Here is a 14,448-nt window from a genome sequence, read left to right on the forward strand (position 1 = left end):
GATATGAAAATTGCTATTGTTGGTGCTGGCGCCATGGGCTGCCTGTTTGCTGCTCGGCTCGCGCTGAGTGGCTCACAGGTGCATTTGATCGATGTGGATCCTGCGACCATAGCTACCATTCGTACCAAGGGCATCACGCTGACACTTGATGATGGAGAGTGTCAGCATTTGTTTGTGCCGATCCATTTCGCTGAGCAACTTCAAGAGTGCTTTAATCTCCTGATCGTGCTGACTAAGGGGGCGGTGACCAGCGCCGCCATCCGTTCGGTTTTGCACCTCATCACGCCTGATACGCGGGTATTAACGTTGCAAAATGGGCTGGGCAATGCAGCGTTGATTGCCGGGCATATCACGCCAGTTAATATCCTACACGGAATCACTACCATCGCCGCCGACCTTCAGGGGCCTGGAGAGGCACATGGCAATCGCCAAGGACATATTTATTGGTGGCGCTACAGCGGTGTAGAAGATCTTTTCATGCAGCAGTTGAATGAGCTTCTGCAGCGGGCAGGTTTCAACAGCTGCCTGGATCCTGAAATCGATAGCCGTATCTGGGAGAAAGTAGCATTTAATGCTGCTCTCAACGCCCTTTGCACATTGCTCAACGGGCCGGTAGGAGTGGTAGGACAACACCCGCAGGGCAAACAGTTGATTCAAAAGGTCGTACAAGAGTGCCGTATGGTAGCCGTACAAGCAGGTGTGGCATTCGACCAGCCGCGTGTCTTCGCCAGCATCACCCAGGCGGTTACTCATCAAGCACACCACCTGCCCTCCATGCTTCAGGATCGGCGTGCTTGCCGAGCCACTGAAGTAGAAGCCATCCATGGCGCTATTCTACGTATCGCCGGGCAGCACCAAGTTCACACCCCCACCCTCGAAACGCTCTATTGTTTACTCAAATTAGGTGAGCCTCCGTGCTCTGCCCCCAGCGCCTAATTCTATGCATGTTAGTGTTGATATTGCTCGATTAACTCTAGCATCCGCTCATATAGCGCTGCTGCAGGCAGCCCCTGTGCTGAGATCTGCTCGATACGTTGTTCATTCAGCGGCTCAAGGAGCTCTGCCCAGCGGCCTTGCTCCGCTTCACTTAGGGTGACCACTTCCACATTGTGATTTTCTTGTGCCCAGGCGATGGAATCACGCACATGTCCATCGAGATAGTGCCCCGCGTATTGGGATGCTTCAGCTCCCAGCTCATCGATGATTTGCTGAACATCTTCTGGCAGGGCGTCCCAACGTTGGCGGCTCATTACTGCCAGCATCACAACATTGGTCAAAGGGTAGTCCACAATATAATCGAGATAGCGTGCGTACTGCAGATCCATCAGGGTTTCACGGGAAGAGGCTACCCCCTGAACAATACCGGCCTGGAGCGCTTCTCCGGTCTCAGCTTGAGACATGCCAACAGGCACAGCCCCTAGAGTGCGCATGGTGTCCGACTCGCCCGGTACACGAATTTCCATGCCGGATAGATCCTCTAGCGTGCTTACCTGGTTGCGCGTCTGGAGATAGCCGGGTTCTGAAGTGAATACAGTGATTACCTTAAAGTCTTCAAGACCGAACTGCTCTTGGGGAAACTCTTGCACCAACTGGTAGGCAACCTGACTAGCTACTTCGGCATTGACATCAATGCCGCTGAAATCACCGATCAGATTTAGTAACGGAAAGCGCGCAGGCTCATAGGAGGTTGTCGTAAGGCCAATATCGGCGACGCCATTAAGTACGCCATCCAGCATGTTGCTGGCGGTGAGCAGGGTGCCACCTGGAAAGGTGTTGACGGCGACCTTTCCCTCAGTGCGTTTTTCAAGTTCATCGGCCCAGAACTGCATTTGCACACCGGGAAACGTCTGAGCGGGAGCAAAGAAAGCGTAATTTAGATTGATATCACTAGCTAGCGTCGCTGAACTTAGCATCGCACCCGCTAAGAGACTGCTTAAACGCAGCAGTGAGGGTCGGTGCTGTAAAAGCGCGTGTGTTTTGTGCATGTTGATCGCCATGGGGAACATCCTCTCTATTTGTTGTTTGTTGAATGCCGGTCATGAAGGAGCGCATAAACATTCAACATCACATGAAAAGTAAAGTAAATTTTTAAGTTCATAGCTGTCATTTGAAAGCGCTGCAAGTTGAGTTCCAGTCATTTAAAAACACCTAAATTATTATTTACTTAAGGTGAGGCGAAGGTTTCTACTGTGAGTTGAGGCAAGCACTCATTTCGTCACTTCTCTCTGGCAAAGCACCACTCAAGGGCACCTTGGTGAGTAAAGTGCATACCTTGGTGCACTCACGTCCCCGACCCAATAAATCCGACGCCTCAGATAGCGGTTAACAACGCTCTCTCCTATGAAAAGGGGGTGTGAGTGTTAAGCCTTATTAAGAGGCGGCCTGTTGTAGCGAGTCGTTATTAGTTGCGTTTTTTGAATATCGGTTGCGCATTGTGGATATCCGTCAGTAACCCGATGGCTGTACCGTTTAACGACCCTGAAGGCGTTAACAAGAAACGGAGATAAGCATGAAAGTCAGCGTTATTGGCGGTGGGCATGGCTGCTATGCGGCAGCCATCGAGATGGTGGAGAAAGGTTTTGACGTGACATTGTGGCGCCGGGATGGCAATGCTCTGCAAGAGTTGCGTCAATTGGGCTATTTGGACGTCAAGGATGCGCAAGGTGAACGGCGTATCCAGATTGGCACTCTCAAGGATCAACTATCGCTAACCGATAGCCTGGAGGAGGCGGCGCAACAGGCGGAGTTGCTGATTGTGCCGTTGCCCGCTACCTCTCATGACACCCTAGCCGACCAACTGGGGCCGTTACTACGGGATGGTCAGGTGGTCTTTCTCCCCCCAGGTACATTCGGCTGCTACCTGTTCCACCGGGCGATGCGAAAAGCAGGCAACGACAGCCAAGTGGCCTTCTGTGAAACGGGAACGCTTCCTTATTTGGCGCGTAAGCACGGTGCTAATAAAGTAGTCATCAGCGTTTATGCAACCCGGCTCCCTACCGGCGTATTTCCCAGCGAACTATCAGCACATGCCTTCTCTGTATTGCGGGACGCCTACCCCAGCGTTGAACCCATCGAAGATGGCCTTAGTGGAGCCTTAATGAACGCTGGCCCTATTATTCATCCGCCTTTAATTATGATGAATGCGGGGCCACTAGAGCATTTTGATGCCTGGGATATTCACAACGAAGGAACCCAGCCCTCTATCCGAAGCGTGACCACCGCGCTAGACAATGAGCGTATCGCGGTGCGCGAAAAGTTGGGTTACAAGCCCTCCCATTTTCCTCTTGCCAATCACTACGCCTCTGAAGGAGAGGAGTGGATGTATGGCCGGGGCGCCCACGGCAAACTGACCGATAGTGGCGACTGGCGAGAGAACATCGACCTTCATCACCATCGTTACATGCTGGAGGACACCCGAATGGGGCTCTCCTTCATCGTATCGGTTGGCCGCTGGGCGGGGCAGCCCACGCCAGTAGCGGAGGGGCTTTTAAGCATTGCTTCGGCGATCACCGGCCAAGATCTCTATGCCCAAGGCCGAACGCTGGAAATGCTGGGACTGGATTCGCTCTCCCAGGCGCAGATGCGCTCTTTATTGACGTATGGCATTCAGGCCTGACCTACCGATAGAGGAGACCGCATCATGCAGGACAACATCATCGTCTTGGGAGCAGGAAGAATGGGAGAAGGTATTGCCCTCTCATTCATTCTGGCTGGGAAGGAGGTCGTGCTGATCGACTTCAAGCCGCGCAGCCCTGAAGAGCGTCGGCACTATTATGAGCAGGCTCGCAGTCGGCTAGTGACGGAGCTCAAGTATCTTCAGGAGAAGCGGCTCATTCAGGAAGAGCAGATCGCTTCAATGGTGAAGCAGCTTCGTATCGTGGATGACCAGCAGGTGCAGATGTTGGCGGGAAGCCGTCTGGTTTTCGAGGCGCTGCCTGAAGTCAGCGAGATTAAGCAGCAAGGGCTGGCCTGGGCAAGCCGACATTTGGATAAAGAGGCTGTTATCGCCTCAACGACGTCCACTTTTCTGGTCACCGAACTCGCTTGCATGGTTAGCCATCCGGCCCGTTTTATGAACGCCCACTGGCTTAATCCTGCCCATTTGATGCCCTTAGTGGAGGTAAGCCGGGGCAAGGATACCGAGCAGCGTTATGTCGATGCGCTGTTCACGGTGCTTAAAGGGATAGGAAAAGTACCGGTGCTGTGCGAGGCGGCGCCGGGCTACATCATTCCCCGCCTGCAGGTGCTGCTCATGAATGAAGCCGCGCGTATGGTCGAGGAGGGCGTTGCCAGTGCCGAGGATATCGATGTGGCCATTCGAGTCGGGCTGGGGTTGCGCTATTCGGTGCTGGGAGTGCTGGAGTTCATCGATTGGGGCGGTGGCGATACGCTTTTCTATGCCTCCAACTACCTGTGCGACAAGCTGGATAACCGATTCAAGTCACCTGAGGTTATTACCCGGAATATGCAAGAGAAGCGTCGAGGCTTCCAAGATGGCGTGGGCTTCTTCGACTACTCAGGGGTCGATCTGTCGAACTACCGAAAGCAGCGCTCCGACGCTTTTCTAAAGCGTCTCGAGCTGCTTGACCTGATGCCAGCAGTCACTACCCGTTATTAATCCTTCACAGCCTATAACGCGCCTATTGGAAACCATGCTGTTCCTGTAGGCCTTCGCCGAGGATAGTCATAATGAAAACGAGTACACAGGTGGGAACGTTAACGGTACTAATGGCTGCAATGGCGTTGGTGGGGTGTAGCGATGCACAGGAGGGGGTAGCCGATGAGCCTAGCGATGACGCCCAAGTGATTACCCTCAGCTATGCTTTCTTTGCCCCTGCGCAGAGCTTTCCTGCCATTCAGATGGAGCACTGGTCGAAAGAGCTCAATGAACGTACCGATGGGCGTGTCGAAGTCGACCTCTTCCCTGGGGGCACCTTACTCACGGCCAGCAATATGTACGATGGGGTGCTGAATGGTGTTGCGGATATAGGGCTTTCAGCCACCTCTTACGAGCCGGGCCGTTTTCCGCTCATCAACTTGGCCGGGAGTTTGACCGGTCAGGACGTCAATTCAGAAGTTGCCAGCCGCATGACTTACCAACTGATTCAAGAGTTTGGTGACCAGATGCCCGAACTCGAAGAGTTCAAGGTCATCACGGCCTTTACCTCGGAGCCTGCCTATTTCCAGACCATTGAACCGATTCATCAACTGGAAGACCTAGAGGGGCTGGAAATAAGAATTTCCGGCGATAACTCCAGGGCGCTGGACGCACTGGGGGTAACAGCAGTAGGCATGTCCCAGGCCGATGCTGGAGAGGCACTTCAGTCCGGCATTATTGATGGGTATGCGGCTTCTCGCGAAGTGCTAATGGATATGCAGTTTGCACGTTTGGCTAAGTACGTGACCGACTACCCCTTAACTAACACCATTTTTGCAGCGCTGATGTCGAGAGAGAAGTGGGAGGAGCTGCCTACTGATATACAGGCGGTGATCGAGGAGTTGGCGCCGGAGATGGCAACCTTCACCGGTCAATATCTTGATGAGCATATACAGCGTTCACTTGAGTGGGCGCAACAGGAAGAGGGGGTTGAAGTGATAGCGCTTGACGATGATGAGGCTAGCCGTTGGGATGATCAGCTCGCTCCGGTCAATGCAACTATCCTGTCGGATGCAGAGCAGCAGGGCCTACCGGCGTATGCCTTTGCAGAACGAATGCGTGAGCTGATCGAGGAGTATCGTACTGGGGCTGAATAAAAAGAGCAGAGGCGACAGTAGGCTCAGAGCAAGACGTTGGTCAATTCGTTATCAATAGTATGCTCGCGGTTTGACTGCAGTGTTTGCACGGGGGTCACCCCATAGACCTCCTTGTACTGAGCGGAGAAGTGACCAGGGCTGTTGATGCCATGCTGCATGATGACGTCGGTGACACGGTGGCCACGAGGGGCATTAATCAGCGCCTGGTGCACACTCTTCATGCGTTGCTGAGTAAAATAGGCTTTGGGTGGAAGCCCGACAAATTGCTGGAAGCCGTATTGCAGCGTGCGCTTTGACACCCCCACCATCGAGGCTAGTGTCTCTAGCTCGATACTCTGCTTGAGATTTTGGTCAATAAGCGTTTTGGCGTTTTTTACATAGTGCGGAAGAGGAGAGGGGTTACCACTCAAGCGCTGACTGTAGTTGTTAATGAACAGCCCCAGCAGGCTGTCATATAAGTAGTCTTCCATCAGCTTGATCTGCTGGCGCGGGGCATTTTGCTGGTGAAGAGAGTCGGTGAGACGGGCAAAATACTTGATGGTATCCAGAAGAAAGACCGTGCCGGGGTAATGCTCGGGAAAGTAGTGGTCAAAGATGATCGGAAGATCAATGCGCTGTTCAAGTCGACACGAAAGGCGTTGTTCCAACCGGTGGCGCGGTACTCGAACGATGATGTTATGGCAGTTCGGAGAAGTTTGAATGAGAGCGCGTTGACAGGGGGATGTGACAGTAACACCTCCCTGAATCATACTGACCTGACGGTCAGCGTATACGATGGTTCCCTGGCCTTCGAGAGTGATACGAAACAGGTAAACGTTTGACTCTTCGACGGGATCAATTTCGACATTGGCACCATATTGCAATTCGATAATGGCCAATTGGTCGAAGCTGACGGCACTCAAACGTGAGGCAAGTCGCGGGCCGTCAAATAAACGCATGCGATGTGGGCAGAGGTAGTGGGTGACATGCTCGCGAATGACATCTTGTGAGTCAGTATGCAGGATATCGTGCTTCTGCAGCAGAAACGATGTGGTACCCATGGTTCACCTCAACAATACACCAATTAGGTGATGGTTTTGGGGTGTGGAGCCGGCGCATTATCGGCCAAACCGGTTGATGGCATACTCTATTCGTAGAGGCCACAGGCGCTTACACTCGAATGGATATATGCTAGAATAATCCACTATTTTTTCGGATGGCGTGCTTCTTATGGTCGACAAGGATGAATTATCGTCTTCCTTTTTTCCTCTTGCCGATGAATTTCGCTCGCGTGATTTTCCTTTTTATTGGGTCGCGAGGCTGAATGCTAAATACAGCGCTGATGTTGATTTACTGCTGAAGCCGCACGGACTTAGTTCGTCGAAATGGCGTATTCTCATGATCCTACATGAACATGGGCGCCTTAGCATGTCGGATATATCAGTACATGCTGTTGCAAAATTGTCAACCATCACCAAGATTGTATACCGAATGCAAGAGTCGGGTTTGCTTAAAACAGAAGCCAGCCCACAGGATGGACGCGTCACGGAAGTAGAGCTTACCGATGCTGGTGAGGACAAGCTGGATATTGCACGGCAAGTCACTAGCCGTTTGGTGGAAAAGGCATTTGCCGATTTCAGCAAGCAGGACATTGTGTATATCAATCAGTGCTTGAGTAGGATGTTTCATAACTTAAACGCGCTTTAAGGTCTAGAGGGACGCTGGAATTACTGCCATCGCGGCCAAAGTGCTTACATTTGCCCTATGGGCTATCTAATAGCCCTGCCCTTTCCTGAACTACTCCTTTTTATTCAAACTTCCGCTTAGCGCTTTTGCTTAAACGTCACGCGGGTAGTGAAATTGCCACGCTTTTCGCAGTAGCCCATCCATTAGTCGTAAACTATACGTCGTAATTAAGCAGGATATTCCCTATCCCTTGTGAAAGTCACGAATAGGTCAAGTACGAAAATAACAGCTATTTTATAGTTAAATAACTGATTTTATTGACTATATAGGGTTCTCTGTATTCATGTCAATTTACTCAGTTAGGTATGTGCATCAACCTGAGAGGTATTGGCGACTCGGCCCATCAGTCGTAACACTCACCTGCACTGTTATTGCTATGCAGGTAAAACGATCATGTCGCATACCACAGGGGCCGTTGAACAAGCGCCCTACGCTGAAGCCTCTGCTTTCAAGCCAATCTCACTTGTAATGGGTATCGTCATTGGCTTGGGTGCTTTCTTCCTTTTGCCTGAAACGCTGGCCTTCAATGCTCGTCTAGTGGCGGGCATTGCTATGCTGATGGCCACCTGGTGGATGACAGAGGCGATACCTATTCCTGCCACGTCGCTGTTGCCGCTTGTACTGTTCCCGTTTTTCGATATTGCCTCGGTCGGTGAGACCGCCTCGCCCTATGCTCACAGCATCGTCTTTCTAGTATTGGGTGGCGTACTGCTGGGCTTGGCAACGCAACGCTGGAATTTACACCGCCGCTTCGCGCTACTGACGGTGCTCACCGTGGGTACTAAGCCGGCTCAAATCGTCTTCGGTTTGATGTTCGCTAGCTGGTTTATCACCATGTGGGTCAGCAATACCGCCACCGCAGTGATCATGGTGCCCATTGGAGGCTCGATCATTGCGCTAGTGAAGTCACTGGGTAACGGTGATGACACGCCCAAGTTTTCTGCCTCTGTGCTACTGGGCATTGCCTATGCCATCACCATCGGTTCCATGGCCACATTGATCGGCCAGCCGCCGATGGCACTCATGCGTGCTTACATGGAAGACACCCACGGGCTTGGCATCGGATTTGGCCACTGGATGCTGGTGGGTGTGCCGTTCTCATTCACTATGCTAATGCTGGCTTGGTTTGTGCTTAACAAACTGGTGTTCCGCTCGGAAGTCGAGAGCATCCAGGGTGGCCGGGCGATGATTGAGGCAGAGCTCAAGGGGATGGGCCGACTATCGCCTGAGGAGTCACGTGTATTGATGGTTTTTGCCGGGGCAGTGTTCTGCTGGGTATTCCTGCCGTTAATCGCGAGAATTCCTGTAGTGCAGAGTGCACTGCCTTGGTTGGGTAACATCAACGATACCAGTGTGGCGATTCTCTCGGCGATTCTGATGTTTGTGATTCCTGCCTCTAATGGAAAAGGGGCGTTGCTGGCGTGGTCGGCTACCCGTGACGTGCCCTGGGGGGTACTGATTTTGTTTGGCGGTGGCCTAACACTCTCAGCCCAGTTCACCGCCACTGGCTTGAGTGCATGGGTTGGCGAGAGCGTCTCGGGATTATCGGGGTTACCTCCGATTCTGATCCTAGCCATCACGGCTATCGTCATTATCCTATTGACCGAGCTAACCAGTAACACGGCGACGGCGGCTGCCTTCTTCCCGATTATGGGATCTATTGCCGTGGGACTGGGTATCGAACCTTTTCTGATGACCATCGTGGTTACCTTTGCCGTGAGCTGCGCCTTTATGTTGCCCGTGGCGACACCTTCCAATGCAGTGGCTTTCGCAACAGGGGATCTTCCAATCAAGAGCATGATCCGAGCAGGTATCTGGCTCAACGTCATCGGTTTGCTGGTGATTATGGTCGCGCTCTACACCATTGTCCCTTTGGTATTCGATGTCTCTTTCTAAAATGTGGTTGTCAACGTCATTGGCAGCGATTCGGATTTGACGCTGGTAAAGATTCGCTCTATTTTGTTCGTAATACAAATTAGTGTTCGCAATATGAACAAGGAGAGGTTTCCATGTCTCAGCCCTGTATTATTTGTGTCGCTATCACCGGCAGCCTGCCGCGCAAAGAGAACAATCCTGCCGTGCCGATTACGGTTGAAGAGCAAATTGAAAGTACTCAGGCGGCGTTCGAGGCGGGAGCTACCATTGCTCATTGCCACGTGCGTAATGATGACCAAACGCCTTCATCTGACCCGGAGAAGTTTGGTCGCCTAATGGAAGGGCTTAAGAAGCACTGCCCTGGCATGATTATTCAGCTCTCAACCGGCGGGCGCTCCGGCGCCGGTGAGGCGCGCGGCGGCATGCTATCGCTCAAACCTGATATGGCCAGCCTCTCGGTGGGCTCCAATAACTTCCCCAATCGTGTGTACGAGAATCCGCCCCAGTTGGTGGAGTGGCTGGCTGATGAGATGCTCACGTATAGCATTAAGCCTGAAATCGAAGCGTTTGATCTATCGCATATCCATCAGGCGGTTGCACTCTCCAAGCAGGGAAAGCTGAAAGCACCGCTCTATGTGCAGTTTGTCATGGGCGTCAAGAATTCGATGCCAGCGGACAAGCCGACTTTTGATTTCTATATTGAGACACTCAAGCGGCTAGCGCCGGATGCACAGTGGTGTGGCGCAGGCATCGGCGCCAATCAATACGTACTTAACGAGTGGTCAATTGCTGCAGGTGGCCATACCCGTACCGGCCTTGAAGACAACGTACGCCTGGATAGCAACACATTGGCACCTTCCAACGCGGCGTTGGTCGAGCGCACCGTCGCCTTATGCGAAAGGTATGAGCGCCCAGTGGCTACTTGGCAGCAGGCACGTGAGATGCTTGGGTTGAACAATGTGTAAAAATGTTAGCTGCTACTCAACGGTGGGTGAAGGAACATACTCAATCACCATCGGATTGTTGTGTAGTCGTCTTTAAGGTGTCAGAGAGGGCTACTTACTTCGCGATATGTCAGTAGTCACCGGTAATTTTTCATAAAGCAGCCAGTATTATCCTTTTGTCGTAAATGTATTTTGTAGCGCGATGTGGTTGAGAACCCTAGCGGCCGCGGCAAATGGCTGTCGTATCGGGCTAACGGCTGAAGTGCTACGGCTTTTCTCATTTCGTTATTTAAGGCATTTATGCTCATTTAGTGATTAGTGGTGCAGCGTTAAGCTGCACCATTTTTTATTGTAGTCATTTGATTTAGTTGAATTTTAATCTATCAGTATTTAAGAAAATATATTTTTAGTTTGTTTTGCACGGTTTAATTTAAGCTACAGCTACACATGAGCGTTAAACAGCAACGCTAATGCTGGGTTAGCGATACCCTTACGGTATGGAAAGGCACTTAAACAATATTGGTTTCTAAAATCAGATGCTACCAAACTGCAGCCTAGCTAATGATTGCCAGACGCTGGAGCCTGCATGTCAACCGTCATCCAACATATTGAGACGCTGCTGGTCGATTTACCGACTATCCGTCCTCACAAACTCTCCATGACCACCATGGCCTGCCAAACCATGGTGATTGTGCGCATGCGCCACTCCGACGGTATCGAAGGGCTCGGCGAAGGCACCACCATTGGTGGCTTGGCCTATGGCCCGGAAAGCCCGGAGAGCATTAAGCGCAATATTGATACTTATCTAGCCCCTCTACTGGTCGGCCAGCCCTCTAACAATGTTCATCAGTTGCGTGCTCGGCTTAACCGCCATGCTCGCGGCAATATGATCGCCAAATCTGCATTAGAAACGGCTCTGTTGGATGCTCAGGGCAAGCGCTTGGGATTGAGCGTCGCCGAGCTGCTGGGCGGCGTACGTCAGGATCACTTGCCCGTACTATGGACGCTAGCCAGTGGTGATACCGCCAAAGATATTGATGAGGCCATGCTGCGTTTAGAACAGCGTCGGCACTGCGACTTCAAGTTAAAAATTGGTGCTAACCCGGTGGATCAGGACGTGCGCCATGTGGCGGCTATCAAGGAAGCGCTGGGTGATCGGGCCAGCGTGCGAGTTGATGTTAATCAGGCGTGGGATGAATCCACCGCCGTTCGCGGTATTCAGGTGCTACAGGATGCTGGCATTGAGTTAATTGAGCAGCCCATTGGCGCTCGTGAACATGCCGGCTTAGTTCGCTTGGCTAACCGCTTCAATGTGCCAATGCTCGCCGATGAGGCGGTGCAAGATGCCCGCGACGGGCTTGATCTTGTGTGCGGCGGCTTCAGTGGTGCCTTTGCGCTGAAGATTGCCAAATCCGGCGGTATTTACGGGGTACTAGAGTTAGCTCACGTCGCCCAAGCGGCTGGCATTGGCTTATATGGCGGCACCCTGCTGGAGGGCACTATCGGTACGGCTGCCTCTCTACATGCCTGGGCAACGCTGCCAGCAATGGCCTGGGGCACGGAAATGTTCGGCCCGCTGCTGCTGCAAGACGACATCGTCGTTTCCCCTCTCAACTACACCGAATTTGGGGTGGAGTTACCGCAAGGGGCTGGGCTCGGCATCACTCTAGATGAAGATAAGTTGGCGCATTACTCACGCAAGTAAACGTCACGTAAGTAAAAGCCGCAGTAAATAAAGCCATCGTTTGTGATCGCCCGCGATGAAAGAGGAGAGCCATATGCTGTTTCAAGTTGAGATGACCGTTAAGTTGCCGCCGGACATGCCTGCCGAGCAGGCAGCCAAGATCAAGGCAACGGAAAAGGCGTATTCCCAAGACCTGCAGCGCCAGGGTAAGTGGCGCCACTTGTGGCGGGTAGCGGGTAGCTACTCGAACGTCAGTATTTTTGACGTGGAAGACAACGCCGAGCTGCAAGAGTTGGTCAGCAATCTGCCGCTCTTCCCCTATATGGAGATCAGCGTCAAACCGCTGTGTCGTCACCCCTCTTCAGTGCGTGATGACGACAGCTAGTTCTCCACATAACACGCCAAATCGTATGACGACAACAACACCCCATAACAAACAGAGGGTTTCACCATGACTGTAAAAATATTCGACACGCCCGAGGTTCAAGACTTCATCAAAACCGTGGCCGGCTTTGATAAAGCCGGTGGCAATGACCGCGCCAAGCAGATCGTCCATCGCCTGGTCAGCGACCTGTTCAAGCTGATCGATGACTTCGATGTCACCGAGGAAGAGTACTGGGCCGGTGTCAACCTGCTCAATGCCCTGGGTAGCCAAACCCAGTTCGGGTTGCTCTCGCCCGGTCTCGGCTTTGACCACTTCCTCGATATGCGTCAAGACGCCATCGATGCCGAAGCCAAGCGCACCGGCGGCACCCCGCGTACCATCGAAGGCCCGCTCTACGTGGCCGGTGCCCCGGAAGCGGAAGGCTTCGCCCGCATGGACGACGGCAGTGATCCCGATGCCGAGGTGATGTGGCTGACCGGTCAGGTGCGCGATGTCGACGGTACCCCGATCCCCGGCGCTAAGGTTGAAATCTGGCACTGCAACTCCAAGGGCGGCTACTCGTTCTTTGATCCCTCCCAGGATGAGTACAACATGCGCCGCACGATCTATGCGGACAGCGAAGGCCGCTACACCGCGCGCAGCATCATTCCCTCCGGCTACGGCGTGCCTGAAGGCGCCCCCACCGATGTGGTGCTCAAGTCCCTGGGCCGTCACGGCGAACGCCCGGCGCATATCCACTACTTCGTCTCCGCACCGGGCCATCAGCACCTGACCACCCAGATCAACCTGGCGGGCGACCCCTACACCTTTGACGACTTCGCCTTCGCGACTCGGGAAGAGCTGGTGGTGCCCGCTGAACGGATCGAAGATCCGGCCGAGATCGCCAAGCGCGACCTGGACGGCCCGTTCTCCCATGTGGTGTTTAACGTCGAACTGGCTAAAACCGAAGCCCCTGAGCTGCAAGTGCGTCACGCCCGCCCCCGCGCCAAGGAAGACGAGCAGGATCTCGCTAGCCAGTTGGCTGGTACCGCGAAGGTTTAATAGCCTTGTTAATTTCCTTTAAGTGCTTGAAGGGGCTTTAAAGAAGGGCCGCGCTAGGAAGGGGAATTGGCAAGCTCCAAGGGATCCACTTTCCTTTGAATATCATAGGTTATGGGTAGCGGCCCATGAAGCGATCATCAACAAGCTTGTGTAAAATGGTGGTCGCTTCATTCATGAGAAGTGATGGTTTTTCACCGCGGCGACGGCTGCAGACAACAGGTGAGGTGATTGTCTTGTCCGCCAATGCTACATAAGAAATACCATCTCGTTGTACGCGCTTTACCTCCTCAGGTACCAGTGTAATACCGATATCAGAGGCGACGAGGCTAAGTGCTGTCTGAACTTCGTTTGCTTCCTGTATGACCTCAACCTTTAAGCCTTGTCGGCGGAAAATACCTAGTACCATATCTGCCAAGCTAGGACGTGGTTTGGCGGGGAAAAGAATAAGTGGATAACGTGCCAATTCTTCGCATGTAGGCGTAGTGCCCTCTAAAGGGTGACCGCTAGGAAGGGCAGCAATAAATGGCTCATTGAAGAGTATCTCTTGCTCTACGTCTGGATCATCAATGCGAAGACGTCCAAATCCCATGTCAATACGACCTGCTTTAAGCGCCTGAATTTGCTGTATGGTCGTAAGTTCTGTCAATGATATTTCCACATTCTCAATTTGACGCAAGTCGCGAACCAGCATTGGAATCTGCCCATAAAAGATAGAGGGGACAAAGCCAATTCCAAATAGAGTTCGCTTGCTACGTGCCATGTGGCGTGTTGTATCAATAGTGACGTCTACTTTCTCCAAAATTTCTAAAGCACGCTGCTGAAAAAATATACCCGATGGTGTTAAGCGAAGGCCTCGCGAGCTTCTCTCAAACAGTTCGACCCCAACTTCCTGCTCTAGCTGTTTAACTTGGCGCGAAAGTGGCGGCTGTGACATATGCAAGCGTTTAGCGGCACAGGTGAGATTAAGCTCTTCAGCGACAACGCAAAAGTACCTCAGGTGGCGTAATTCCATAAGAACTCCAAGGTATGAGTAACTTCTT

General features: G+C 52.5%; 13 protein-coding genes. 10 read left to right on the forward strand and 3 right to left on the reverse strand.

The features are described from left to right. Positions 1 to 3: 3 nt before the first annotated feature. On the forward strand, positions 4 to 936 hold the full coding sequence (locus tag HZU72_RS06050; protein ID WP_180090989.1) for a ketopantoate reductase family protein: 933 nt from the start codon (positions 4 to 6) through the stop codon (positions 934 to 936). An 11-nt stretch (positions 937 to 947) separates the two neighbouring features. On the opposite strand, the gene HZU72_RS06055 is transcribed toward HZU72_RS06050, so the two are convergent. After that, on the reverse strand, positions 948 to 1,985 hold the full coding sequence (locus tag HZU72_RS06055; RefSeq protein WP_180090990.1) for a TRAP transporter substrate-binding protein: 1,038 nt from the start codon (positions 1,983 to 1,985) through the stop codon (positions 948 to 950). A gap of 524 nt (positions 1,986 to 2,509) precedes the next feature. Here HZU72_RS06055 and HZU72_RS06060 point away from each other — a divergent pair. From HZU72_RS06060 to HZU72_RS06070, 3 genes are all read left to right on the forward strand, one after another. After that, complete coding sequence (locus tag HZU72_RS06060; RefSeq protein ID WP_180090991.1) at positions 2,510 to 3,616, forward strand: NAD/NADP-dependent octopine/nopaline dehydrogenase family protein; 1,107 nt, start codon at positions 2,510 to 2,512, stop codon at positions 3,614 to 3,616. Between the two features lie 24 nt (positions 3,617 to 3,640). Continuing rightward, positions 3,641 to 4,618: a 3-hydroxybutyryl-CoA dehydrogenase gene (locus HZU72_RS06065; protein WP_141440333.1), complete on the forward strand. Its 978-nt coding sequence runs from the start codon at positions 3,641 to 3,643 to the stop codon at positions 4,616 to 4,618. A gap of 71 nt (positions 4,619 to 4,689) precedes the next feature. Then, on the forward strand, positions 4,690 to 5,754 hold the full coding sequence (locus HZU72_RS06070; protein ID WP_235975999.1) for a TRAP transporter substrate-binding protein: 1,065 nt from the start codon (positions 4,690 to 4,692) through the stop codon (positions 5,752 to 5,754). Positions 5,755 to 5,777: 23 nt separating this feature from the next. On the opposite strand, the gene HZU72_RS06075 is transcribed toward HZU72_RS06070, so the two are convergent. Beyond that, positions 5,778 to 6,794, reverse strand: a complete 1,017-nt coding sequence (locus HZU72_RS06075; RefSeq protein ID WP_180090992.1) for an AraC family transcriptional regulator — start codon at positions 6,792 to 6,794, stop codon at positions 5,778 to 5,780. A gap of 169 nt (positions 6,795 to 6,963) precedes the next feature. On the opposite strand from HZU72_RS06075, the gene HZU72_RS06080 reads away from it, so the two are divergent. From HZU72_RS06080 to catA, 6 genes are all read left to right on the forward strand, one after another. Beyond that, complete coding sequence (locus tag HZU72_RS06080; RefSeq protein ID WP_180090993.1) at positions 6,964 to 7,440, forward strand: MarR family winged helix-turn-helix transcriptional regulator; 477 nt, start codon at positions 6,964 to 6,966, stop codon at positions 7,438 to 7,440. A gap of 432 nt (positions 7,441 to 7,872) precedes the next feature. After that, positions 7,873 to 9,375 (forward strand): SLC13 family permease, encoded by a 1,503-nt coding sequence (locus tag HZU72_RS06085; protein WP_180090994.1) that lies wholly within the window; start codon positions 7,873 to 7,875, stop codon positions 9,373 to 9,375. A 113-nt stretch (positions 9,376 to 9,488) separates the two neighbouring features. After that, the gene (locus tag HZU72_RS06090) at positions 9,489 to 10,319 is read left to right on the forward strand and encodes a 3-oxoadipate:acetyl-CoA acetyltransferase (protein ID WP_141440335.1); all 831 of its coding nucleotides are present in this window, start codon (positions 9,489 to 9,491) and stop codon (positions 10,317 to 10,319) included. 565 nt (positions 10,320 to 10,884) lie between these two features. After that, positions 10,885 to 12,003: a muconate/chloromuconate family cycloisomerase gene (locus HZU72_RS06095; protein WP_141440336.1), complete on the forward strand. Its 1,119-nt coding sequence runs from the start codon at positions 10,885 to 10,887 to the stop codon at positions 12,001 to 12,003. A gap of 73 nt (positions 12,004 to 12,076) precedes the next feature. Then, on the forward strand, positions 12,077 to 12,367 hold the full coding sequence (gene catC, locus HZU72_RS06100; RefSeq protein ID WP_035565030.1) for a muconolactone Delta-isomerase: 291 nt from the start codon (positions 12,077 to 12,079) through the stop codon (positions 12,365 to 12,367). Positions 12,368 to 12,433: 66 nt separating this feature from the next. Then, complete coding sequence (catA, locus tag HZU72_RS06105; protein ID WP_159177740.1) at positions 12,434 to 13,408, forward strand: catechol 1,2-dioxygenase; 975 nt, start codon at positions 12,434 to 12,436, stop codon at positions 13,406 to 13,408. Positions 13,409 to 13,517: 109 nt separating this feature from the next. On the opposite strand, the gene HZU72_RS06110 is transcribed toward catA, so the two are convergent. Then, entirely contained in the window at positions 13,518 to 14,420 is a 903-nt protein-coding gene (locus HZU72_RS06110) for a LysR family transcriptional regulator (protein ID WP_141440338.1), read from the reverse strand. Positions 14,421 to 14,448: the final 28 nt, after the last annotated feature.

Source organism: Vreelandella sedimenti (assembly GCF_013416325.1).
Classification (GTDB): Bacteria; Pseudomonadota; Gammaproteobacteria; order Pseudomonadales; family Halomonadaceae; genus Vreelandella; species Vreelandella sedimenti.